Origin of the sequence: Pseudomonas sp. PA-6-3C, assembly GCF_021605825.1 — a bacterium.
GTDB classification, from domain to species: Bacteria; Pseudomonadota; Gammaproteobacteria; order Pseudomonadales; family Pseudomonadaceae; genus Aquipseudomonas; species Aquipseudomonas edaphica.
This window is the reverse complement of the sequence record NZ_WKDV01000032.1, coordinates 27,924-49,967: the sequence shown is the minus strand read 5'-3', so window position 1 is coordinate 49,967 and position 22,044 is coordinate 27,924. Positions and strand designations below refer to the sequence as shown.

Annotated in this window: 21 protein-coding genes and 1 riboswitch; of the genes, 11 read left to right on the top strand and 10 right to left on the bottom strand. The window is 61.0% G+C overall.

Features of this window, described 5'->3' with window-relative positions; translation table 11 throughout:
- Positions 1-57: 57 nt before the first annotated feature.
- From GIW48_RS20415 to rpoE, 4 genes are all read right to left on the bottom strand, one after another.
- On the bottom strand, positions 58-1,497 hold the full coding sequence (locus tag GIW48_RS20415) for a DegQ family serine endoprotease (protein WP_017137331.1): 1,440 nt from the start codon (positions 1,495-1,497) through the stop codon (positions 58-60).
- Between the two features lie 234 nt (positions 1,498-1,731).
- Complete coding sequence (locus GIW48_RS20410) at positions 1,732-2,691, bottom strand: MucB/RseB C-terminal domain-containing protein (RefSeq protein WP_170040572.1); 960 nt, start codon at positions 2,689-2,691, stop codon at positions 1,732-1,734.
- A 16-nt stretch (positions 2,692-2,707) separates the two neighbouring features.
- The gene (locus GIW48_RS20405) at positions 2,708-3,295 is read right to left on the bottom strand and encodes a sigma-E factor negative regulatory protein (protein ID WP_034096393.1); all 588 of its coding nucleotides are present in this window, start codon (positions 3,293-3,295) and stop codon (positions 2,708-2,710) included.
- 32 nt (positions 3,296-3,327) lie between these two features.
- Positions 3,328-3,909 (bottom strand): RNA polymerase sigma factor RpoE, encoded by a 582-nt coding sequence (rpoE, locus tag GIW48_RS20400; RefSeq protein WP_003172477.1) that lies wholly within the window; start codon positions 3,907-3,909, stop codon positions 3,328-3,330.
- Positions 3,910-4,372: 463 nt separating this feature from the next.
- Between rpoE and nadB the strand changes: the two genes are divergently transcribed.
- Positions 4,373-5,989: an L-aspartate oxidase gene (gene nadB, locus GIW48_RS20395; RefSeq protein WP_017137328.1), complete on the top strand. Its 1,617-nt coding sequence runs from the start codon at positions 4,373-4,375 to the stop codon at positions 5,987-5,989.
- Here nadB and GIW48_RS20390 read toward each other — a convergent pair.
- Both GIW48_RS20390 and GIW48_RS20385 read right to left on the bottom strand, forming a co-directional pair.
- Complete coding sequence (locus tag GIW48_RS20390) at positions 5,958-6,404, bottom strand: hypothetical protein (protein ID WP_169985508.1); 447 nt, start codon at positions 6,402-6,404, stop codon at positions 5,958-5,960. The two genes, nadB and GIW48_RS20390, sit on opposite strands and share 32 nt — an antisense overlap.
- Positions 6,388-6,642 (bottom strand): FAD assembly factor SdhE, encoded by a 255-nt coding sequence (locus GIW48_RS20385; protein ID WP_138451419.1) that lies wholly within the window; start codon positions 6,640-6,642, stop codon positions 6,388-6,390. Before GIW48_RS20385 ends, GIW48_RS20390 begins: the two co-directional genes overlap by 17 nt.
- 140 nt (positions 6,643-6,782) lie before the next feature.
- On the opposite strand from GIW48_RS20385, the gene ygfZ reads away from it, so the two are divergent.
- The gene (ygfZ, locus tag GIW48_RS20380; RefSeq protein ID WP_099548636.1) at positions 6,783-7,724 is read left to right on the top strand and encodes a CAF17-like 4Fe-4S cluster assembly/insertion protein YgfZ; all 942 of its coding nucleotides are present in this window, start codon (positions 6,783-6,785) and stop codon (positions 7,722-7,724) included.
- A gap of 36 nt (positions 7,725-7,760) precedes the next feature.
- On the top strand, positions 7,761-8,582 hold the full coding sequence (locus tag GIW48_RS20375; RefSeq protein WP_169985503.1) for an HDOD domain-containing protein: 822 nt from the start codon (positions 7,761-7,763) through the stop codon (positions 8,580-8,582).
- On the opposite strand, the gene GIW48_RS20370 is transcribed toward GIW48_RS20375, so the two are convergent.
- Complete coding sequence (locus GIW48_RS20370) at positions 8,583-9,968, bottom strand: sensor histidine kinase (RefSeq protein ID WP_186617473.1); 1,386 nt, start codon at positions 9,966-9,968, stop codon at positions 8,583-8,585.
- Positions 9,961-10,632, bottom strand: a complete 672-nt coding sequence (locus GIW48_RS20365) for a response regulator (protein ID WP_017137322.1) — start codon at positions 10,630-10,632, stop codon at positions 9,961-9,963. The genes GIW48_RS20370 and GIW48_RS20365 overlap by 8 nt, the downstream gene beginning before the upstream one ends.
- 235 nt (positions 10,633-10,867) lie before the next feature.
- On the opposite strand from GIW48_RS20365, the gene GIW48_RS20360 reads away from it, so the two are divergent.
- The 5 genes from GIW48_RS20360 to GIW48_RS20340 are packed head-to-tail and all read left to right on the top strand — an operon-like array spanning position 10,868 to position 16,239.
- A complete protein-coding gene (locus GIW48_RS20360) occupies positions 10,868-12,157 on the top strand; it encodes an OprD family porin (RefSeq protein ID WP_170040575.1) in 1,290 nt (429 codons plus the stop codon).
- 33 nt (positions 12,158-12,190) lie between these two features.
- Positions 12,191-13,174: a Bug family tripartite tricarboxylate transporter substrate binding protein gene (locus GIW48_RS20355; RefSeq protein WP_189660861.1), complete on the top strand. Its 984-nt coding sequence runs from the start codon at positions 12,191-12,193 to the stop codon at positions 13,172-13,174.
- 60 nt (positions 13,175-13,234) lie between these two features.
- Positions 13,235-13,693, top strand: a complete 459-nt coding sequence (locus GIW48_RS20350) for a tripartite tricarboxylate transporter TctB family protein (protein WP_017137319.1) — start codon at positions 13,235-13,237, stop codon at positions 13,691-13,693.
- A 1-nt stretch (position 13,694) separates the two neighbouring features.
- A complete protein-coding gene (locus GIW48_RS20345) occupies positions 13,695-15,209 on the top strand; it encodes a tripartite tricarboxylate transporter permease (RefSeq protein WP_065929105.1) in 1,515 nt (504 codons plus the stop codon).
- Complete coding sequence (locus GIW48_RS20340) at positions 15,202-16,239, top strand: AbrB family transcriptional regulator (protein WP_026013720.1); 1,038 nt, start codon at positions 15,202-15,204, stop codon at positions 16,237-16,239. The genes GIW48_RS20345 and GIW48_RS20340 overlap by 8 nt, the downstream gene beginning before the upstream one ends.
- Before the next feature lie 126 nt (positions 16,240-16,365).
- Here GIW48_RS20340 and ung read toward each other — a convergent pair whose 3' ends face one another.
- Positions 16,366-17,058 carry a uracil-DNA glycosylase gene (gene ung, locus GIW48_RS20335; RefSeq protein WP_169985500.1) on the bottom strand — a complete coding sequence of 231 codons (693 nt, stop codon included), beginning with the start codon at positions 17,056-17,058 and terminating at the stop codon, positions 16,366-16,368.
- A 135-nt stretch (positions 17,059-17,193) separates the two neighbouring features.
- Between ung and GIW48_RS20330 the strand changes: the two genes are divergently transcribed.
- A complete protein-coding gene (locus GIW48_RS20330; protein WP_236460897.1) occupies positions 17,194-18,306 on the top strand; it encodes an enoyl-CoA hydratase/isomerase family protein in 1,113 nt (370 codons plus the stop codon).
- Between the two features lie 54 nt (positions 18,307-18,360).
- Here the strand turns inward: GIW48_RS20330 and GIW48_RS20325 are convergent, their stop codons facing one another.
- Complete coding sequence (locus GIW48_RS20325) at positions 18,361-18,726, bottom strand: hypothetical protein (protein ID WP_017137314.1); 366 nt, start codon at positions 18,724-18,726, stop codon at positions 18,361-18,363.
- 305 nt (positions 18,727-19,031) lie between these two features.
- Between GIW48_RS20325 and GIW48_RS20320 the strand changes: the two genes are divergently transcribed.
- Entirely contained in the window at positions 19,032-20,654 is a 1,623-nt protein-coding gene (locus GIW48_RS20320; RefSeq protein WP_099548632.1) for a methyl-accepting chemotaxis protein, read from the top strand.
- Positions 20,655-20,811: 157 nt separating this feature from the next.
- Positions 20,812-20,915, top strand: a riboswitch (guanidine-I (ykkC/yxkD leader).
- 60 nt (positions 20,916-20,975) lie between these two features.
- Positions 20,976-22,043 carry a putative urea ABC transporter substrate-binding protein gene (locus GIW48_RS20315; RefSeq protein ID WP_186617467.1) on the top strand — a complete coding sequence of 356 codons (1,068 nt, stop codon included), beginning with the start codon at positions 20,976-20,978 and terminating at the stop codon, positions 22,041-22,043.
- The last annotated feature ends 1 nt before the right edge of the window (position 22,044 follow it).

Below are 22,044 nucleotides of genomic sequence, written 5' to 3'. Positions count from 1 at the left end.
CACAAAAAAGCCCCGCTTTCGGTAACCGAAAGCGGGGCTTTTTATTGAGCTAGCGGATTACTCGGCCAGCTTGAAGGTGATGAAGCTTGCACGGCCCTGACGCAGCACGCGCATCGACACCGAGCGATTCTTCGGCAACGCTTTGGCGATGTCGGTGAATTCCTTGGTGGAGTTGATCGCCTGGTTGTTCAGGTGGGTGATCACGTCGCCCGGCTGCAGGCCGATCAAGGCGGCTGGGCCGTCCTGGACTTCTTTAATCACAACACCGCTCTTGAGGTCGAAGCTCTTCTTCTGCTCGTCGGTCAACTCAACCACGGCAATGCCCAAGCGATTGCTGCTGCGCTCAACGCCTGGCTTGGCGTTGCCCAGCGCGTCCAGGGTTGCACCCTCTTCCGGGATCGCGCCGACGGTCAGCTCAACGGTCTGGCGCTTGCCATCACGAATCACTTCCAGCTTAGCTTTGCTGCCGGCTTTCAGAGCGCCTACCAGATGCGGCAGGTCGGCGGACATGACGATCGGCTGGCCATTCATGCTCAGGATCACGTCGCCCACTTGCAGGCCGCCCTTGGCAGCCGGGCCGTCGTCCTGAATCTGCGCGACCAAGGCACCGGCCGGCTTGTCGAGGCCGAACGATTCAGCCAGGTCTTTGTTCACTTCCTGGATCACCACACCCAACCAGCCACGGCTGACTTTGCCGCCGCTTTTGAGCTGGTTGGAAACGTCCATGGCCACGTCGATCGGGATGGCGAAGGACACGCCCATGAAACCACCGGAACGGGTGTAGATCTGCGAGTTGATCCCCACCACTTCGCCCGCCAGGTTGAACAGCGGACCACCGGAGTTACCCGGGTTGATCGGCACGTCGGTCTGGATGAACGGTACGTAGTTTTCATTTGGCAGGCTGCGACCGATGGCGCTGACGATACCCTGGGTCACGGTATGGTCGAAGCCAAACGGTGAACCGATCGCAACCACCCATTGCCCGGCTTTAAGGTCCTGGGATTTACCCAGTTTCAGTACGGGCAGGTCTTTACCTTCGATTTTCAGCAAAGCCACGTCGGAACGCGGATCGGTGCCCACCAGCTTGGCTTTCAACTCACTGCGGTCGGCCAGGCGCACGAGAATTTCGTCAGCGTCGGCAATCACATGGTTATTGGTGAGGATGTAGCCGTCTGGCGAAATAATGAAGCCCGAGCCCAGGGACTGCGCCTCACGCTGCCCGCCACCGCCGCCACGCGGGGAGCGTTGTTGCGGCATACCGCGCTCAAAGAACTCGCGCAGCATGGGCGGCAAGCCTTCCAGGTCAGGCATCTGCTGGTTCGAGACTTTGCGATCCGGCAGCTTCTGCGTGGTACTGATATTCACCACGGCAGGCGAAGCCTGCTCCACCAATTGGGTGAAGTCAGGCAGCTCGGCCGCTTGCGCGGACACTGCCTGACCCAGCACCAATACCGTGGCGACTATGGTTAAGTAAGACTTCAAACGTGGTATCGACATACAGCTCCCGTTACGACGAGCAGGGTTGAGCGACAGGGTTCAAGAAACGCCGAAAACTTCGACCGGCATTTTTGTTCCGCGAACAAAATAAGGTCAGAGCCGACAAGCTCTGACCTATAAAAAACATGGGGATGTTTTGCAAGTGAAAATACTGATCCAGAAATTTCATGCTCTCAGCCCCCAACCGCGCAAAGGCTCACATTGAAAGGTCAGGATGAACATAGGATTAACGACTCATGGCTTGGCGGCGGTCTTTTCGCCGCGCACCGACAGCGCGATGCGTTCGGCGGTGCCGATGGGGATTTCGCCTACAACCGTCACCATGACTTCGCCATCGACCGTGTTCAGACGGCGCGACACGGCCACAGTTGGGCCAAGCTGCGTGCGTGTTTCGCTCACACTCGCACCGTCGGTGGACTCAAGAAACACTGAGAAACGTGCAAGCCCGTCGTCGTACATCAGACTGTCGACAGTGGCGTGGGTCTGAGTATCTTTTCGCGAGACGCTGTTGGTGAGCTGAAAACCTGGAGGCAACCAGTCCAGATGCCATGCGTGAGTGGCGGGCACCTCGAGTGCTTTGGTGCTGGAAACAGCCACAGGTGAGCATTCGCTGCTGGGCAGTAAGTCACGATCTGATGGCGCAGCCGAAGTGTTCAGTCGAGTGAACTGGAAGCGCTCCAACAACTGACCCTGCTCATTGAGTAACAGGGACTTTAGCGGCAGCGCGGTTTCACGATCCAGGTGCAACTCAAAGCCATATCGGTATTGATCACGGGGAGTAATCGACACAATCACCGCATTCCGACCGGCCACGCGAGATTTGCCAATGACGGCCAGTTCGTAGAATTGAGTTAGTTTTTGCGGATCCAGAGCGCGCGAGGGCGCATCAGGCGAGTTGCCAAGGCCGGCAACCAAGGTGCCACTGACACACTGCGTGCGTCCATCTACGCGCACCAGTTCCTGGGCAGAGCCGTCGAGTTGCAACAGCCGCTCGCGGACGTGACCGTCTTGGACGCGATGCCAGATGTCATGGGTAGAGAAACTGCCGTTACGCTCGTAGACGAACGTACCTGCAAAGCTTTGCTGCTGTTCTGCACGCCCAAGTCGAGTCAGCCAGTCTTGGGCTTCGTCGGCATGGGCGGATAGTGCAAAACAACCACTGAGCAAAAGCGTAAGGAGCGGTATGGCGCGCATAGGGCCCCTTAGCGGTTTAGCGGTTTTCCAGGCTGGCTGCACGAGCGTATGGCAGAGCGCTTTCAGTGCCTTTCAAGGCCGATTCCTGTGCGTGTTGGCGCAGGTAGCCTGGAAGACGCTGGTCCTGCCAGCCGGATTGCCCTTGAAGTACGCCGTTGGCCATAGGGCCGGTGGCATCAGAGCTTTCCTTGTAGCCGGCCAGTACCGCTGGGCCTTTGACTTGCGGACCGGCCATGACCGGTTGCTGAGTCTGCTGGGCCAGTTCGGCACCGGCAATTTCGTCCTGGTTGTACAGGCGAACACCGGCCAACACGGCAACAGTCACCGAGGCAGCTACTGCCAGGCGACCCAGGCTACGCCATGGACCACGAGCAGCTTTTGCCGGAACGGCTTCATCGGCCAACGCGGCAGAAACGGCCGCAGCAATATCCAGACGAGGGATTAAAAGATCCTTGTGCATCACCGCCCGAGCGACTTGGTAACGAGACCAGGTATCACGGGTTTCGGCATCATCAAATGCGTTGAGCACTCGACGAAGTTCCAGTTCATCCGCTTCGTTATCCATCACTGCGGACAGCGATTCCTGCAGGGCATCACGACTCATGGCGGTTCCTCTCTTGGCTGTCGCCGCTGTCTTTAGTTTTCCTGCAACAACGGTTGCAAGGCTTTGTCGATGGCTTCCCGGGCCCGGAAAATCCGTGACCTTACAGTCCCCACCGGACACTGCATGACGCTCGCAATGTCTTCGTAACTGAGACCATCGAATTCACGTAAAGTTAACGCCGTACGCAAATCTTCTGGCAGTTGCTGAATAGTGCGATGAACGGTGCCTTCGATCTCGTCGCGCAGCAAAGCACGTTCCGGCGACTCGAGATCTTTGAGGCCGTGATCACCATCGTAAAATTCTGCATCTTCTGAACTTACATCACTGTCCGGTGGGCGGCGGCCGCGAGACACCAGATAGTTCTTCGCCGTGTTAATGGCGATGCGGTACAGCCACGTGTAAAACGCACTGTCACCGCGAAAATTGCCAAGTGCACGGTACGCCTTGATAAAGGCTTCCTGTGCAACGTCCTGCGCTTCATGGGTGTCGTGCACAAACCGCACGATCAACCCGAGAATTTTGTGCTGGTATTTCAGCACTAGCAGATCAAATGCTCGCTTGTCGCCACGTTGAACGCGCTCGACCAGCTGCTGATCCTCTTCCTGGGTTAGCATGAACACTCCTCGTTGTACTCGCAGGAGGCTTGCATAACTAAACGATCAGGCTTGCAAACATAGACTAGGACTTCTCGCAAAAGTTCTCCCCCTCCAAGCAAGTTTCCGGCATGCACTGATTTGGCACACACGAAAAACGCAGCACGGGCTAGGCCGGCTGCGCGAATAATCTTGTCGCCGGTTTTCTGACGCGTCCAATGCTCCCGACGGGCCAATAAACTCAACGTTTTCCCAGCTTTCGGGCAACCTGCTATTGAGTCGGGGCTCATGCAAAAAGTTCCCATCCCAATAGCCGGCCCATATGACCCCAGCTGTGCACCGTAATTTCACATTGCCACGAATGCCCGGCTATTGTGCCGCTCCCCCCCTCTATATACTAGTGGCCCGTGTGACCCTTTGATTCGCCGATCCAGGCGTCCTGTTTGCGCCAGCCCTTTGGATCGCTTTTTGCGGAATCCTTCAAATGAGCCAACAGTTTCAACACGATGTCCTGGTGATCGGTAGCGGTGCGGCCGGCTTGAGCCTGGCACTCACCCTCCCCAGCCACCTGCGCATTGCGGTCCTGAGCAAGGGCGACCTGGCCAATGGCTCGACATTCTGGGCCCAAGGCGGTGTCGCCGCGGTACTGGACGACACCGACACAGTGCAATCCCACGTCGAAGACACCCTTAACGCCGGCGGCGGCCTGTGCAACGAGGACGCGGTGCGCTTCACCGTCGAGCATAGCCGCGAAGCCATCCAATGGCTGATCGACCAGGGCGTGCCGTTCACCCGCGACGAACACGCGGGCAGCGATGACGGCGGATTCGAGTTCCACCTGACCCGCGAAGGTGGCCACAGCCATCGCCGCATCATCCACGCCGCCGATGCTACTGGCGCCGCCATCTTCAAGACCCTGCTCGAGCAAGCCCGCCAACGCCCCAACATCGAATTGCTGGAGCAACGCGTCGCCGTCGACCTGATCACCGAAAAGCGCCTGGGCCTGGACGGCGAACGCTGCCTCGGCGCCTACGTGCTCAACCGCGCCAGTGGCGAAGTGGACACCTACGGCGCACGCTTCACCATCCTGGCCTCAGGCGGTGCCGCCAAGGTCTACCTCTATACCAGCAACCCCGACGGCGCCTGCGGTGACGGTATCGCCATGGCCTGGCGTTCAGGCTGTCGGGTGGCCAATCTGGAATTCAACCAGTTCCACCCCACCTGCCTGTATCACCCGCAAGCCAAGAGCTTCCTCATCACCGAAGCCCTGCGCGGTGAAGGTGCGCACCTGAAACTTCCCAACGGCGAGCGCTTCATGCAGCGCTTCGACCCCCGCGCCGAACTGGCGCCACGGGATATCGTGGCCCGCGCCATCGACCACGAAATGAAGCGCCTGGGCATCGACTGCGTCTACCTCGACATCAGCCACAAGCCCGAAGCCTTCATCAAGACGCACTTTCCCACCGTCTATGAGCGCTGCCTGGCGTTCAACATCGATATCACCAAAGGCCCGATCCCGGTGGTCCCGGCCGCGCACTACACCTGCGGTGGCGTGATGGTCGACCAACACGGTCGCACCGACGTGCCCGGCCTGTATGCGATCGGCGAAACCAGCTTCACCGGCCTGCACGGCGCCAATCGCATGGCCAGCAACTCGCTGCTCGAATGTTTCGTCTACGCACGCTCGGCGGCCACCGACATCCTTGAACAGCTACCCCGCATCCCGGTGCCCGCTGCCCTGCCGCGCTGGGACGCCAGCCAGGTGACCGACTCCGACGAAGACGTGATCATCGCCCACAACTGGGACGAACTGCGGCGCTTCATGTGGGACTACGTAGGCATTGTGCGCACCAATAAGCGCCTGGCACGGGCTCAACACCGCGTGCGTTTGCTACTGGACGAAATCGACGAGTTCTACAGCAACTACAAAGTCAGCCGCGACCTGATCGAGTTGCGCAACCTGGCCCAGGTTGCCGAGTTGATGATCCGCTCAGCCATGGAACGCAAGGAAAGCCGCGGCCTGCATTACACCCTCGACTACCCGCAGATGCTGCCCGAAGCCCGCGACACTATTCTGGTGCCAGCCACCTACGGCGACTGAACTTCAAGCGCACCCGCAGGCGTCGGTGCACATCGGCGACCTGCGAATCCATCGGCACACAGACCGAACGCACCCACCACTCGCCCTGCACCCGATAGCGCAGCACCACGATCAGCGGCAACGCCAGGCTGTCCGGACGCAGTTGTACGCTGTGCCAGCCGCGCTCGGCACTGAACAATTGCCAGCCATCTTCGTCACGGCGCAGGCCACGAATCGACGAACGGTGAGTCAGCAGGATATGACGCGGCAACACCCAGGCGGCATGGGCCAGGCACACCAGAATGCCAAGGCTTGCGAAGGGCAAATCAATAATCAACAAGGCACCCAGCGCGAACGCCTGGGCAAACAGATACGCCGCCAGCAACAGCCGAGAGGCCTGCCAGCGGCATTCGAAGCGATTACTTGGGCTGGACACGATCCAGAATCTTGCGAACCATGCGCTGCAGCTCCGGATCGTCAGATTCGGCGCGCTCCATGAACCAGCCGAACATGTCCTGGTCTTCGCACGTCAGCAGCCGCTCATAAAGTTCGCGATCCACCTCATCGAGTGTCGAGTACACCTCTCTGGTGAACGGCACCAGCAACACATCCAGCTCCAGCATGCCACGGCGGCTGTGCCAGTAGAGGCGGTTGATTTCTACATCTTCGACCATGGACTGCTCCTCAAATAGCGCGCAAGTATACAGGCCCGACGGCAGCGGAACACTCGGCTTTGGTCGCCCCATACGGAAACTATCCATTTGCCGGGCGCCCCTCTATGATGCACGCATGACTTTTTGACCTGCGAAGACCCATGGCCGACTCTGCATTTTTCTGCCCCCTGACACACGAAGGCGTCCTTGCCGTCCGCGGCTCCGACGCCGCCAAGTTCCTGCAAGGGCAACTGACCTGCAACCTCAATTACCTGAGCGACACCCAGGCCAGCCTTGGCGCGCGTTGTACGCAAAAAGGCCGCATGCAGTCGAGTTTTCGCATCCTGCTGCAAGGTGACGGCGTGTTGCTGGCCATGGCCACTGAGCTGCTCGAACCGCAACTGGCAGACCTGAAGAAATACGCGGTGTTCTCCAAATCCAAACTCACCGACGAAAGCGCCGCCTGGGCACGCTTTGGCCTGTCGAATGCGGATCAAACCCTGGCCACCCTTGGGCTTGAGCTGCCAACTGAAACCGACAGCGTGGTGCGCACCGACACATTGATTGCCATTCGTGTCTCCCAGAACCGCGCCGAACTCTGGGTGCCTGCCGAACACGCCGAAGGCGTACGCCAGCAATTGGCCAGCCAACTGCAACAAGCTGACTTGAATGACTGGTTGCTCGGCCAGATCCGAGCCGGCATCGGCCAGGTCATGCCGCAGACCCGCGAACTGTTTATCCCGCAGATGCTTAACCTGCAGGCCGTAGGCGGCGTCAGCTTCAAAAAAGGCTGCTACACCGGCCAGGAAATCGTCGCGCGCATGCAGTACCTGGGCAAACTCAAGCGTCGCCTGTATCGCCTGAGCCTCAATGCGGCGCAATTGCCCGAGCCAGGCACTCCGCTGTTCTCGCCCAACCATAACAGCGCGATCGGCGAAGTCGTCATCGCGGCAAAAGCTGACCATTCCATTGAACTTCTGGCCGTGCTGCAAGCCGAAGCTGCCGACAGCGGCGATGTGCACGTCGGCACCCTGGAAGGCCCCGGCTTACAACTGCTCGACCTGCCGTACCTACTGGATCGAGATAAAGAGATCCAGCGTTAATCGCCGCACCTTTTTGCAACACCCTAGAGAGCATGAATGAACAAGCTGGCGGAAAAAGTCCAACAGGCTTTGGTAACGGCCATCGACAACGATGACCTGGTTCTGCCGACATTACCGGAAGTGGCCTTGAACATTCGTCAGGCCGCGGAAGACCCGGAGATCAGCATCAGCCACTTGAGCAAAGTGATCGGTCGCGATACCGCGCTGTCGGCGCGCCTGATCAAAGTGGTGAACAGCCCGCTGCTACGCGCAACCCAGGAAGTCACTGATCTGCATACCGCCATCACGCGGCTGGGCACCAACTACAGCAGCAACCTGGCCATCGGTCTGGTCATGGAACAGATCTTCCACGCCCGCTCCGAAGTCGTCGAACTAAAAATGCGCGAAGTGTGGCGCCGCAGCCTGGAAGTGGCGGGCGTGAGTTATGCCTTGTGCCGCAACCACAGCCACCTCAAGCCGGACCAGGCCGCCCTCGGCGGGCTGGTGCATCAGATTGGCGTGCTGCCGATCCTCACCTACGCCGAAGACCGTTACGAGCTGTTGGCCGACCCGGTCAGCCTCAACCATGTCATCGACAGTATTCACCCGTTGCTGGGTGACAAACTGCTGGGTGTGTGGGATTTCCCGGAAATGCTGGCCAAGCTGCCGGGGCAGTACCTGGATTTGGAGCGTGACTCCCCAAGCCTGGACTACATCGACGTGGTGCAAATCGCCGCACTGTATTGCCACCGAGGCACCGCGCATCCATCGGCCAACGTAGACGTTACCAGCCTGCCGGCGCTCAAGAAGCTGCGCATCGACCCCTACAGCGAAACATTGCGTGCCGAGCTGGATGAAGCGCGCTCGATGTTCTATTGACTACCCCGCGATAAAACTCACCCGCACCTTCAACCCCGCCAATTCACCATCATGCAGGCTGATCTGCGCCAAATGCGCCCGGCAGATCTCGCCGACAATCGCCAGCCCCAAGCCCGAGCCCATGCCCTGCTGGCTGCGGCGGTAGAAACGTTCGAAAACCCGGTCCCGCTCATCCAGCGGGATGCCTGGGCCGTCATCTTCAACTTCCAGGATCGCCGGCGCGGTCACCCGCAGAATCACGTTCCCGCCCGATGGGGTGTGGGCCAGGGCGTTATCCACCAGGTTGCTCAGCAGTTCATTCAGCAAGGTCGGCTCACCGCGCAGCCACACCGGTTCGTCCGCCTCCAATGCCAGGGCAACGCCCCGCGCGTGGGCCAGCGGCGCCATGGCCATGCCGAGTTCCCGCGCCAGCTGGCTGAGGTCAAGCAATTGCGCACCGCCCTCGGCAATCGCCCGCGCGCCGTTTTCGATGCGTGCCAGGGACAGCAATTGGTTGGCCAAGTGGGTCAGACGGTCGGTGCCTTGGGCTGCGGTTTCCAAGGTACTGCGCCACGTCGCCGGGTCGCTGCTGCGCAGGCCCAGCTCAAGCCGGGCCTTGAGCGCCGCCAGCGGGGTGCGCAATTCGTGGGCGGCGTCGGCGATAAACTGCGCCTGGCGCTCGAACTGGCCGCGCAAGCGCTCGGTGAAATGATTAAGCGAGCGCACTAACGGGCCGAACTCATGCTGCACCTCCACCAGCGGCAGCGGGCGCAAGTCGTCGGGCTGGCGTTCTTCCACGGCGGTGCGCAGGCGTTCCAGCGGGCGCAGTGCCGCACTCACGGCAAACCACACCAGCAATAACGCACCGACCGCCAGCATGCCCAGGCGCAGCAAAGTGTCGGCCATCAGGCTGCGAGCCATGCTCTCGCGAGCTTCGTCAGTTTCGGCCACGCGAATTTCCGCCATGCCGTTCATGTTCGGCTCTGACACCGCCTTGAGCAGGCTGACCACCCGCACATGCTGGCCCTGGTACATGGCGTTGTAGAACCGCGCCAACGCCGGGTAATCATCGGTGCGCGGCGTGCCCCGCGGTGGGCCAGGGAGGTTTTCGTAGCCGGAGATCAATTTTCGGTCGATGTCATTGACCTGATAATAGATCCGCCCGGCACTGTCGTAGGCGAAGGTATCCAGCGCCACATACGGCACATTGGCACTCAGGGTGCCGTCCACCTGGGTCAACCCGGCGGCGATGGTGCGCGCAGAAGCCAGCAAAGTGCGGTCATAGGCGGTGTCGGCAGCTTCGCGGCCATTCCAGTAAGCACTCATGCCGCTGGCGAGCATCAGCACCACCAGCAGCAGCGCCAGGTTCCACAGCAGCCGCCAGCGCAGGCTGCTGGGCTTATGCATCACGGGCTTCCAGCAAGTAGCCAAGGCCACGGAAGGTCACGATGGCGATGGGCTGGCCGTCGAGCTTCTTGCGCAGGCGGTGCACGTAGATTTCAATCGCGTCGGGGCTGGCTTCCTCGTCCAGGCCGAACACCTGGGAAGCCAGTTGCTCCTTGCTCATCACGCGGCCGGGCCGCGCGATCAGCGCCTCAAGCACCGCCTGCTCGCGAGAGGTCAACGTCATCAGCTCGCCGCCCACGGTGAAACGCCGGGTATCCAGGTCGTAGACCAGCACGCCGCACGCCTGCTGACGTTCACCGCCCAGCACACTGCGGCGCAACAGCGCCTTGACCCGCGCTTCCAGCTCGGTCAACTCGAAGGGCTTGGCCAGGTAGTCATCAGCGCCCAGGTTCAGGCCATGCACACGGTCTTTTACATCACTGCGCGCCGTCAACATCAACACTGGCAGATTTTTCCCACGCGCCCGCAGACGCGCCAACACCTCAAAACCATCCATGCGCGGCAGCCCCACATCGAGGATCACCACCGCATATTCCTCGCTGCTCAAGGCCAGGTCCGCGGCCACGCCGTCGTGCAGTACGTCGACGGTCAAACCCGTGCTCTTGAGCGCTTGGGCAACACTTTCGGCGAGTTGCAGATGGTCTTCAACCAAGAGGACACGCATGGATTTTCACCTCGTTCGGGCATGGTCGACGCCACGCTTTGGCGGGCAGTTTACAGGCGCCGCCTGCCCTGTGAAGCCCGAAAACATTGAAAGGCAGCTGAAAGGTTAGTGAAAGCTTCGCCCTTTAGCATCCAGCAACGGTGGGTAATGCCCGCCGAGCTACCTGATCCGTAGCGATCGAAAAACGCCTCGAAGCGTTTTCGCCAAAATAAGAACAATAACGGAGTACACCACGATGCTGTCGACCCAGCCCCAGGCTTGCCCGCCTGTCCGTTTTTCCCGTCTTGCCAAGACCGCCCTTGCCAGTGCCACCGCCCTTGCCGGCTTTTCGCCGCTTGCCCAGGCTGCCTTCTTTGAAGACAGTAGCGCGACCCTGGAAACCCGCAATATGTACTTCAACCGCGACTTTCGCGACGGCACCAGCGCGCAGCAATCCAAGCGCGACGAATGGGCTCAGGGCTTCATGCTCAACCTGCAATCGGGCTACACCGACGGCACCGTCGGCTTTGGTGTGGACGCGCTGGGCATGCTTGGGGTCAAGCTCGACTCCAGCCCCGACCGCACAGGTTCTGGCTTGCTGCCCACTGACAACGGCCGCGCTGTCGACGACTACGCCAAACTCGGCCTGACCGGCAAAGTGAAGATCTCCGCCACCGAACTCAAGATCGGTGCGCTGATCCCCGAACTGCCGACCCTCAAGCCCAACGACGGCCGCATCCTGCCGCAGACCTTCAACGGTGGCTTGCTGACCTCCAAAGAATTCAAAAACATGGTGTTTACCGGCGGCCGCCTGGACAAAGCCAAAGACCGCGATTCCACCGACTACGAAGAAATCGCCCTCAACAACAAGAACAGCCGTTTCGTCAGCGGCGCTACCGGCAAGCACTTCAACTTCGGCGGCGTGGACTACAAGTTCGCCGACAAGATCACCGGCAGTTACCACTTCGCCCAACTCGATGACGTGTACCGCCAGCACTTCCTCGGCCTGGTTGCCTCGCGCCCGCTCGGCCCCGGCACCTTCGGCACCGACCTGCGCCTGGCCATCAGTGATGACACGGGCGCGGCCCATGGCGGCAAGATCGACAACAGATCGCTCAACGGCCTGTTCAGCTATGCCCTCAATGGCCATAAGCTCAGCGCCGGCTACCAGCACATGTCCGGCGACAGCGCCTTTCCGTATGTGGATGGGGCCGACCCGTACCTGGTCAACTTCGTACAGATCAACGACTTTGCCGGCGCCGAAGAACGCTCCTGGCAAGCGCGCTACGACTACGACTTCGCCAAGCTGGGCATTCCCGGCCTGAGCTTCATGAGCCGTTACCTGTCGGGTGACAACATCAAGCTCAAGAACGGTGAGACCGGCAAGGAGTGGGAACGCAACAGCGAGATCCGCTACATCGTACAAAGTGGCACGTTCAAGGATGTCGCGTTTCGCCTGCGTAATGCCACGTACCGTTCCAACTACTCGGCCCGTGATGCGGATGAAGTACGCGTGCTGGTCAGCTATAGCGTCGCACTTTGGTAGTAGCCCCTAAATAACAACAAGACGGAGATTCAAATGACCTATTCACTGCGTAAATTGGCCCTCGCCGCCGGCTGCATGTTGTTCGCCGGCCAACTGCTGGCCGCCGACGAACCCAAACGCCCGGAATGCATCGCCCCAGCCTCCCCCGGCGGTGGTTTTGACCTGACCTGCAAACTGGCGCAAAGCGCGTTGGTCAATGAGAAGCTGCTGAGTAAACCGATGCGTGTGACCTACATGCCCGGCGGCGTGGGCGCGGTGGCCTATAACGCGGTGGTAGCACAGCGCCCAGCGGACGGCGGCACACTGGTGGCCTGGTCCAGCGGTTCGCTGTTGAACCTGGCCCAGGGCAAGTTCGGCCGTTTTGATGAAAGCGCCGTGCGTTGGTTGGCAGCGGTCGGCACCAGCTACGGTGCCATCGCAGTGAAAAGCGATTCGCCCTACAAGACCCTCGACGATCTCGTCAAAGCCTTGAAGAAAGATCCGGGCAGCGTGGTGATCGGTTCCGGCGGCACCGTAGGCAGTCAGGACTGGATGCAAACCGCCCTGATCGCCAAGGCCGCCGGCATCAACCCGCGCGAACTGCGTTATGTCGCCCTCGAAGGCGGCGGTGAAATCGCCACCGCCCTGCTCGGCGGCCACATCCAGGTGGGCAGCACCGACATCTCCGACTCCATGCCGCACATCCTCAGCGGTGACATGCGCCTGCTAGCGGTGTTCGCCGAAGAGCGCCTGGACGAGCCGGAAATGAAGAACATTCCGACCGCCAAAGAGCAAGGCTACGACATCGTCTGGCCAGTGGTCCGCGGTTTCTACCTCGGGCCAAAAGTCAGCGATGCCGACTACGCCTGGTGGAAAGGAGCGTTCGACAAACTGCTGGCCTCCGAAGAGTTCGCCAAGCTGCGTGACCAGCGCGAGCTGTTCCCGTTTGCCATGACCGGCCCGGAGCTCGACACCTACGTGAAGAAACAGGTGGCTGACTACAAAGTGCTGGCCAAAGAGTTCGGCCTGATCCAGTAATCGCCCCTCTTTTGCACGGCTGCGCCCTCTTTAACGGGCGGCGCGGCCCAGGAGTTCCACATGCTCTTACAACGCATTTTCGCCTCGGTGATGCTGCTGGTCTGCGCCGGCCTGGCACTGATGGCCTGGCCGTATCAGGCGGCGTTTTCCTACGAGCCGGTCGGCCCACGTGCCTTTCCGCTGCTGATGCTCGGCCTGATGAGCCTGGGCCTGATCTACATGATCTTTCGCCCGCAGCCAACCAAGCACACCGAAGAAGAACCCGCGCTGGACCGCGAAACCCTGATCAAGATCTGCATTTGCGTCGCGCTGCTGATCGTGTTCGCCGGCACTTTCGAGCCCTTGGGCTTCATCCTCAGCAGCATGTTGATCGGTATTCCGATGGCACGCCTGTATGGCGGCCGCTGGTTGCCCAGCGTAGTGATCGTCACCCTCATGGCTATCGGCCTGTACCTGCTGTTCGACAAGGCCATGGATGTACCGCTGCCCCTCGGCCTGCTTGAAGTTCTGGAGAACTGATATGGATACGTTCAGCTATTTGGGCCAGGGCTTCGGCGTTGCACTGACCCCTTACAATCTGGTGACCGCGCTGTGTGGCACCTTGATCGGCACCGTGGTCGGCCTGTTGCCAGGCCTTGGCCCGATCAACGGCGTGGCCTTGTTGATCCCCATCGCGTTCGCGTTGGGCCTGCCGCCGGAATCGGCGCTGATCCTGCTCGCAGCCGTGTACCTGGGCTGCGAATACGGCGGCCGTATCAGCTCGATCCTGCTCAACATCCCGGGCGAAGCTTCTACCGTAATGACTACCCTCGACGGCTACCCGATGGCCCGCAAAGGCCTGGCCGGTGTGGCGTTGTCGCTGTCGGCATGGAGTTCGTTCATCGGCGCGTTTATCGCCACCTGCGGCATGGTGCTGTTTGCGCCGCTGCTGGCCAAATGGGCGATTGCCTTCGGCCCGGCGGAATATTTCGTACTGATGGTGTTCGCGATTGTCTGCCTGGGCGGCATGGCCGGTGACAAACCGCTGAAGACGTTTGTTGCAGCGCTGATCGGCCTGTTCCTCTCGGCCGTGGGCATCGATGCCAACAGCGGCGTGTACCGTTTTACCGGCGACAACATCCACCTCACCGACGGCATCCAGTTTGTGGTGTTGGTACTGGGTCTGTTTTCCATCAGCGAAATCCTGTTGCTGTTGGAAAAAACCCACCGTGGCCAGGAAGCGGTAAAAGCCACCGGGCGCATGATGTTCAATCTGAAGGAAGCCGGTGCTGTCTTTGTAGTTAACATCCGCTGCGGCCTGCTCGGTTTCATCATGGGCGTGCTGCCGGGTGCTGGTGCAACCCTCGCTTCGGCTGTTGCCTACATGACCGAGAAACGCCTGGCCGGTGCCAGCGGCAAATTCGGCCAGGGCGACATGCGCGGCCTCGCTGCGCCGGAAACTGCAATCGGTGCGTCCGCCTGCGGTGCCCTGGTGCCGATGCTCACCCTAGGCGTACCCGGTTCGGGCACCACGGCGGTGATGATCGGCGCGCTGTCGCTGTACAACATCACACCCGGCCCGCTGCTGTTCCAACAGCAACCGGACATCGTCTGGGGCCTGATCGCTTCGTTGTTTGTCGCCAACATCATGCTGGTGATCCTCAACATCCCGATGATCCGCATCTTCACGCGCATCCTCGCCGTACCGAACTGGGCGCTGGTGCCGGTGATCGCCATCATCACCGCCATCGGTGTGTACGCGGTTCACGCCACCACCTTCGACCTGTTCCTGATGGTCGGCATCGGCATCTTCGGTTACATCCTGCGCAAGCTGGACTTCCCGCTGTCGCCGGTACTGCTGGGCTTTATCCTCGGTGGCCTGATGGAGCAGAACCTGCGCCGCGCGCTGTCGATCTCCAACGGCGCGCTGGAAATCCTCTGGTCCAGCCCGATCACCTTTGGCGTGTGGGTACTGACGGCGATCATGTTGTTCGTGCCGCTGCTGCGTATCTGGCGTAAACGTGCCCAACAGCGTCGCGCCCTGGCCGATGTCTGAGGTCACCTTTAAACAATGGTGGGCAACACCGCTGGTCGGCCTGGCCGGCGGTTACCTGGCCAGCCTCGTCGGCTGGCCTTTGCCCTATATGGTCGGCTCGTTGCTGGCGATCATCCTGGTGCGTTGCCTCACGCCGTGGCAGTTGGCGGAGATTCCCGGCGGACGCAAATGTGGCCAATGGGTCGTAGGCATCGGCATCGGGCTGCACTTCACGCCGGTGGTGATCGAGCAAGTGATGAGCCACTTCGGCCTGATTTTCTTCGGTGCGCTGATCACCAGCCTGTCGAGCGTGGTCGGCGTGTGGTTGATGCGCCGCAGCGGCGAAGACCGCGCCACCGCGTTTTTCTCCAGCATGCCGGGCGGTTCCGGTGAAATGGTCAACCTCGGCGCCCGTAATGGCGCAGTGCTCAGCCGTGTCGCAGCGGGGCAAAGTTTGCGTGTGCTGGTGGTGGTGCTGTGTGTGCCGGCGATCTTCAAGTACTTGCTCGAAGGCGGCACGCCGCAGTTTCACCCGGCGCCAGTGAGTTGGGGTTGGCTGGCGCTGCTGTTCCCGCTGGGCGCGCTGGTGGCCTGGGGCTGGCAGCGTTTACGTCAGCCAAACCCGTGGTTGTTCGGGCCACTGTTGGTCAGCGCGACTGCCAGTGTTGTCTGGGACTTGCATTACGGCCTGCCGGACGGCGGCAGCCAGATCGGCCAGTGGCTGATCGGCAGCGGCCTGGGCTGCCACTTCAACCGTCAGTTCTTCCGTCGTGCGCCGTCGTTCATGGGCCGTACCTTGATCGGCACCGCCTTGACCATGGCGCTTGCGACGTTGGCGGCGGTGGGCTTGAGCGCGCTGACGCAGCTGGATTTGCGCTCACTCACCCTGGGCATGATGCCGGGCGGCATTGCCGAAATGAGCCTCACGGCAGAGACTTTGCAGCTGTCGGTGCCTTTGGTAACGGCAATGCAGGTAATGCGCTTGTTGTTTGTGCTGTTTTTGGCTGAGCCGTTGTTCAGGCACTGGAATCGTCAGCCGGAAAAAATCTAAGCCTTCAAAAAACTCCAATGTGGGAGCTGGCTTGCCTGCGATAGCGGTGGTTCAGTCAATAAATGTATCGGCTGACAGACCGTCATCGCAGGCAAGCCAGCTCCCACATTAGTTTGTGACTAACCTTTAGAGTGGCGGCAACCGCCACTCAATCGGCGTCTCGCCATTCTGCTCAAGAAACTTGTTGGTACGACCGAAGTGCCCACACCCCAAAAACCCGCGATACGCCGACAGCGGCGACGGGTGCACCGAGGTCAGCACCAGGTGCTTGGTCGCATCCACCAGCTTTTGCTTGCCTTGCGCATGGGCGCCCCACAACAGGAACACCAGGTGCGGCTGGTGCTCGCTGACCACTTCGATCACACGATCGGTAAAGAACTGCCAGCCCTTGCCCGCGTGGGCATTGGCATTCGCGCGCTCCACGGTCATGGTGGTGTTGAGCATCAGCACGCCCTGTTCGGCCCAGCTTTGCAGGCAGCCGTGGTTGGGAATGTCGATGTTCAGGTCGCGCTTGAGTTCTTTGTAGATATTGACCAGCGACGGCGGCGTTGGCACGCCCGGTTGTACCGAGAAGCACAGGCCATGGGCCTGGCCGGGGCCGTGGTATGGGTCCTGGCCGAGGATCACCACCTTGACCTTGTCCAACGGCGTGGAGTTGAGCGCATTGAAGATCAGCGGGCCAGGCGGGTAGATCTCTTTGCCGGCGGCATGTTCCTGGCGCAGGAACTCGCGTAGTTCGGCCATGTAGGGCTTGTCGAACTCATCCCGCAGGGCGTGTTTCCAGCTGGGTTCGAGTTTGATGCGGTCGCCTTCGGTCATGGTGTGTTCATCGTGTAAAAAAGAATGGGCGAACCCTAGGAAAGCCGACCCCGCTTGTCAATTGATCTGACACATCATCGGCACTTTCCTTTGAAGCGTTCATACTGAACCTTCACTTTCTCGATTGAGGTCACGATGAACCTGCACTTCGAAGAGCTGACCGGCAGCGACGGTGCCCGCCTCGGCATCGCCAGCCTGGACGCGGAAAAATCCCTCAACGCGCTGTCCCTGCCCATGATCCTGGCCTTGGACGAACGCCTGGAGGCCTGGGCCAAAGACCCGAATATCGTGTGTGTACTGCTGTGCGGCAATGGCCCCAAAGCCTTTTGCGCCGGTGGCGAAGTCCGCAGCCTGGCCCAGGCCTGCCGTGAACTCCCCGGCGAAGTGCCCGCCCTGGCCGCGCAGTTCTTCGCCGCTGAATACCGCCTCGACTACCGCCTGCACACCTACCCCAAACCGCTGATCTGCTGGGGGCACGGTTATGTGCTCGGCGGTGGTATGGGCCTGCTGCAGAGCGCTTCGGTGCGTATCGTCACGCCGAGCAGCCGCCTGGCCATGCCCGAGATCAGCATCGGCTTGTACCCGGATGTGGGGGCCAGTTGGTTCCTGTCGCGGTTACCGGGCAAGCTGGGGTTATTCCTTGGCCTCACCGGCGCCCATATCAACGGCCGCGATGCGTTGGACCTGGGCCTGGCCGACCGTTTCCTGCGCGATGACCAGCAGGAAGCGTTGATAGATGGCCTGCTGCAATTGAACTGGCAGGAACAAACCGCGATGCAGCTCAACAGCCTGCTCAAGGCGCTCGCCCAGGAAGCCGTCGACCAGCAACCCGAAGCGCAATGGCTGCCGCGCCGTGCGCAGATCGACGAATGGCTGGATGTGGCTGATGTGCGCTGTGCCTGGCGCGCCTTGAGCCCGTTACGTGAGCACGCCGACCCGCTGTTCAGCCGCGCCGGCAAAAACCTGAGTGAAGGCTGCCCGCTGACCGCGCACCTGGTGTGGGAGCAGATCCAGCGGGCGCGGCACCTGTCGTTGGCCGAGGTGTTCCAGATGGAATACACACTGAGCCTCAATTGCTGCCGTTACCCGGAGTTTGCCGAAGGCGTGCGGGCGCGCTTGATCGACAAGGACCAGACGCCCCATTGGCACTGGCCGGATATCAATACGATCCCGGACGCGGTGGTGCAGGCGCATTTCAACAAGGTGTGGGAAGGCCGGCATCCGCTGGCGGATTTGTCCGATTACTGAAAAGTGTCGCCCACAAAAAACGGCGCTTCCTGCGCCGTTTGCATTCAAGGCCTGTCAGCGGTGACCGCCGCGGCCACCTCCATGATCGCCACCCCGACCGTGCCCGCCTCTGCCGCCGTGATCGCCCCAACCCTGGTTCGGATAAGGCCGGTAACCGCCCCTTGGGCCCGAGGGGTAGTAGCGCGGGGCCGGTTGGTAATAACGCGGCGCCGAGTAGTAACGCGGTGCGGGGGCGTAATAGCGCGGAGCCGGTGCGTAATAACGTGGCGCCGAATAGTACGTGCCACCGCCGTAGTAATACGCCGGCGCCGGCGCGGTGTAGACCTCGGATCGATAGTAGCTACCGCCTCCATCGTAGTAGGGCACACAAGCAGAAAGGGTAAGACCGAGTAAAGCGCTGAGCAGCAGTCGTCGATACATGGCGGCCTCCTGGACCGCGGAAGAGCACCTCCAGCGACGCGGGAGGGCGGCACCCGGCTTTCGCCGAATGACACAGTATCGGACATCGAAAACCAGATCTGGTGCGTTTTGGTAACAACTTGATACATGACCGTAGGCGGTCGATACGATCCGTTGCGCATCCCGGTAACTATCAAGTTACTTTATCGATTCAGTAAATTTTGCTGGCCCGGAACCTTGTCGATTGCGATGATGTCACTATGACATCGCACATGGCCAGGGAGGCTCTATCGTGCGCCCCTCGCCAATATCGCCGGATTAGAGTCATGAAAATTTCAACCAAGCTGCTGCTTTCATTCCTACTGTGCGCACTGGTCACCCTCGGGGTTGGCCTGCTGGGTATCAAAAGCGTCGTGCGCCTTTCCAGCGCATTGGAACTCACGTTCTCCAACAACCTGGTTTCCGTCAGCAACACGGCAAGTACGCTCAATGGTCTGGTCGCCCACAACCGTGGTCTGTACCGTTTGCTGGACGCCAGCAAGGGCGACGTCTCCGCCCAGGACCGCGACCGCGTGACCCAGGACATCGCCAACGAACTCAAACGCAGCCAGAGCGCCTACGCCACCTACCGCGCCACGCCGCTGGCAGACGACGAACGGGCAGCCGGTGACAAGCTCGACCAGATCTGGCCCACATACATCAGCAACTCCGAGCGCATCGTCGCGATGATGAACGGCGGCCAGCTCGAGCAGGCGCGCGCTCAGCTCAACAGCACCAACAATGAGCTGTTCCGTCAGGCGCGCGAGCTGATCCGTGTGATTATCGATTCCAACAACCGCCAGATCCAGGAAGGCGCCGCCGCCGCCGCCGACCTGCGCAGCAGCGCGTTGACCTGGATGATCAGCGGCATCGTGCTGGCCTTCATCATCGCCCTCATCATTGGCGTGCTGATCACCCGCCTGATCACCCGCCCTATCGCCCAGGCCGTCGAGAGCGCCCAACGCATTGCCAAGGGTGACCTGACCCAAGCCATCATCACCGACCGTACTGACGAAGCCGGAAAATTGTTGATGGCATTGGCCGACATGCAGGGCGGGCTGAAAAGCACGCTGGTGGAAATCGCCAACGCCGCCGACCAGCTCGCCTCCGCCGCTGAAGAACTCAGTGCGGTCACCGACGAAAGCAGCCGTGGCCTCACGCGCCAGAATGACGAAATCCAGCAAGCCGCCACTGCCGTCAACCAGATGACGGCGGCGGTGGATGAAGTGGCAAGCAATGCGGTGTCGACCTCCGAAGCCTCGCGCCAGGCCACCACTGAAGCGGAGGAAGGCCGTGAGCAGGTGGCGCAGGCCGTGTCCGGTATGAGTTCGATGGTGGTCGAGATCAACGATTCGACACAATCGGTGGCCGACCTGGCCAGCCAGGTGCGCGAGATCGGCAAGGTGATCGACGTGATCCGCGGTATCGCCGACCAGACCAACCTGCTGGCCCTTAACGCCGCCATCGAAGCCGCACGCGCGGGTGAGCAAGGCCGTGGTTTTGCGGTGGTGGCCGATGAAGTCCGCGCGCTGGCCCATCGCACCCAGACCTCCACCGTCGATATCGAAAAAATGATCGGCGAAGTGCAGGTCGGCGCCGATGACGCCGTGGCAGCCATGAACAAAAGCCTGACCTGGGCCAACAACACCCAAACCCTGGCGCAAAACGCCGGCGAAGCCCTGGAACGCATCACCGCCAGCGTGGCGAAGATCAACGAACGCAACCTGGTGATCGCCTCCGCGTCGGAAGAGCAGGCGCAGGTAGCCCGCGAAGTGGACCGCAACCTCCTCAACATCCAGGACCTGTCGACCCAGACCGCTGCCGGTGCCAACCAGACCAACGCCTCCAGCCAGGACCTGTCCCGCTTGGCCACCTCATTCAACGTGCTGGTCAGCAAGTTCCGGTTGTAACCGCCTCATTGCAGTGCGCCAACGCACCCGAGTGGCGCACGCACACCCCTCTTCCCCGCCACGCCCGGCCGTAAACCGGGCCTCTGGCCCAGTTGGCACGACTCTCGCTTTGCCTCTCCCGTGCAGGATTCATCACAGGTTCGCGGCACCACAATTTGCAATGGCCGACTAGGGTTCCGGCTCGCTTGAAAAGCGAGTGGCTGGTCCGAGAGTTGGCGACCTCCAGTTGAGGTTACACGGCGGGATAAAAGCCCGGGAGACAAGCCACCGTTCACGGTGCCGCGTTGCTCCTGCTCGCCCATGTTCAACTGGAGAAGCCCCATGCCCACAATCCGTTTACCCGCCCTGCTCGCCGCCGCCTTCGCCGCCGTGCTGAGCTTTCAAACCCAAGCCGCGACCAAAGACCACTTCAGTGTGTGCTGGACTATCTATGCCGGCTGGATGCCGTGGGAATACGCCGGCAGCCAAGGCATCCTCGACAAGTGGGCCAAGAAGTACGGCATCAAGATCGACATGGTGCAGCTCAATGACTATGTCGAGTCCATCAACCAATACACCGCCGGCCAGTTCGACGGCTGCACCATGACCAACATGGACGCCCTGACCATTCCCGCCGCCGGTGGTGTGGACAGCACCGCGCTGGTGGTCAGCGACTTTTCCAACGGCAATGATGGCGTGGTGGTCAAGGGCACCGGCAAGACCGTGGCCGACCTCAAGGGCATGAACGTCAACCTGGTGGAACTCTCGGTGTCCCACTACCTGCTGGCCCGCGCGCTGGAGTCGGCTGACCTCACCGAAAAAGACCTGAAAGTGGTCAACACCTCCGACGCCGACATCGCCGCCGCCTTCAACACCGACCAGGTGCAAGCCGTGACCACCTGGAACCCGATGCTCTCCGAGATCAAGGCTAAACCGGGCGTCACCCAAGTGTTCGACTCCAGCAAAGTGCCCGGCGAAATCATGGACATGATGGTGGTCAACACCCAAACCCTCAAAGACAACCCGGCCCTGGGCAAAGCGCTGACCGGTGCCTGGTTTGAAGTGGTCGCGCTGATGAACGCCAAAAACGCTGCCAGCACCGCGGCGCTTGAACATATGGCCAAGGCCTCCGGCACCGACCTCAAGGGTTTCCAGGCGCAACTGGACACCACCAAGCTGTTCGCCACGCCCAAGGAAGCGCTGGCGTTCGCCACCAGCGCGCAACTGCCCGCCACCCTGCGCAAGGTCGCCGAGTTCTCGTTTGAACACGGCCTGCTCGGCGAAGGGGCCAGGGACGCCAGCGCCGTGGGCATGAGCTTCGCCAATGGCATCACCAGCGGCGACACCGCCAACCTCAAGCTGCATTTCGACCCCAGCTACGTGCAGATGGCCGCCGACGGCACGCTGTAAG

What these genes read in the sequence shown, in the direction of transcription:
- GIW48_RS20415 (WP_017137331.1), bottom strand. Translation starts at nt 1,497, where the DNA reads ATGTCGATACCACGTTTGAAGTCTTACTTAACCATAGTCGCCACGGTA.
- GIW48_RS20410 (WP_170040572.1), bottom strand. Translation starts at nt 2,691, where the DNA reads ATGCGCGCCATACCGCTCCTTACGCTTTTGCTCAGTGGTTGTTTTGCA.
- GIW48_RS20405 (WP_034096393.1), bottom strand. Translation starts at nt 3,295, where the DNA reads ATGAGTCGTGATGCCCTGCAGGAATCGCTGTCCGCAGTGATGGATAAC.
- rpoE (WP_003172477.1), bottom strand. Translation starts at nt 3,909, where the DNA reads ATGCTAACCCAGGAAGAGGATCAGCAGCTGGTCGAGCGCGTTCAACGT.
- nadB (WP_017137328.1), top strand. Translation starts at nt 4,373, where the DNA reads ATGAGCCAACAGTTTCAACACGATGTCCTGGTGATCGGTAGCGGTGCG.
- GIW48_RS20385 (WP_138451419.1), bottom strand. Translation starts at nt 6,642, where the DNA reads ATGGTCGAAGATGTAGAAATCAACCGCCTCTACTGGCACAGCCGCCGT.
- ygfZ (WP_099548636.1), top strand. Translation starts at nt 6,783, where the DNA reads ATGGCCGACTCTGCATTTTTCTGCCCCCTGACACACGAAGGCGTCCTT.
- GIW48_RS20375 (WP_169985503.1), top strand. Translation starts at nt 7,761, where the DNA reads ATGAACAAGCTGGCGGAAAAAGTCCAACAGGCTTTGGTAACGGCCATC.
- GIW48_RS20370 (WP_186617473.1), bottom strand. Translation starts at nt 9,968, where the DNA reads ATGCATAAGCCCAGCAGCCTGCGCTGGCGGCTGCTGTGGAACCTGGCG.
- GIW48_RS20365 (WP_017137322.1), bottom strand. Translation starts at nt 10,632, where the DNA reads ATGCGTGTCCTCTTGGTTGAAGACCATCTGCAACTCGCCGAAAGTGTT.
- GIW48_RS20360 (WP_170040575.1), top strand. Translation starts at nt 10,868, where the DNA reads ATGCTGTCGACCCAGCCCCAGGCTTGCCCGCCTGTCCGTTTTTCCCGT.
- GIW48_RS20355 (WP_189660861.1), top strand. Translation starts at nt 12,191, where the DNA reads ATGACCTATTCACTGCGTAAATTGGCCCTCGCCGCCGGCTGCATGTTG.
- GIW48_RS20350 (WP_017137319.1), top strand. Translation starts at nt 13,235, where the DNA reads ATGCTCTTACAACGCATTTTCGCCTCGGTGATGCTGCTGGTCTGCGCC.
- GIW48_RS20345 (WP_065929105.1), top strand. Translation starts at nt 13,695, where the DNA reads ATGGATACGTTCAGCTATTTGGGCCAGGGCTTCGGCGTTGCACTGACC.
- GIW48_RS20340 (WP_026013720.1), top strand. Translation starts at nt 15,202, where the DNA reads ATGTCTGAGGTCACCTTTAAACAATGGTGGGCAACACCGCTGGTCGGC.
- ung (WP_169985500.1), bottom strand. Translation starts at nt 17,058, where the DNA reads ATGACCGAAGGCGACCGCATCAAACTCGAACCCAGCTGGAAACACGCC.
- GIW48_RS20330 (WP_236460897.1), top strand. Translation starts at nt 17,194, where the DNA reads ATGAACCTGCACTTCGAAGAGCTGACCGGCAGCGACGGTGCCCGCCTC.
- GIW48_RS20325 (WP_017137314.1), bottom strand. Translation starts at nt 18,726, where the DNA reads ATGTATCGACGACTGCTGCTCAGCGCTTTACTCGGTCTTACCCTTTCT.
- GIW48_RS20320 (WP_099548632.1), top strand. Translation starts at nt 19,032, where the DNA reads ATGAAAATTTCAACCAAGCTGCTGCTTTCATTCCTACTGTGCGCACTG.
- GIW48_RS20315 (WP_186617467.1), top strand. Translation starts at nt 20,976, where the DNA reads ATGCCCACAATCCGTTTACCCGCCCTGCTCGCCGCCGCCTTCGCCGCC.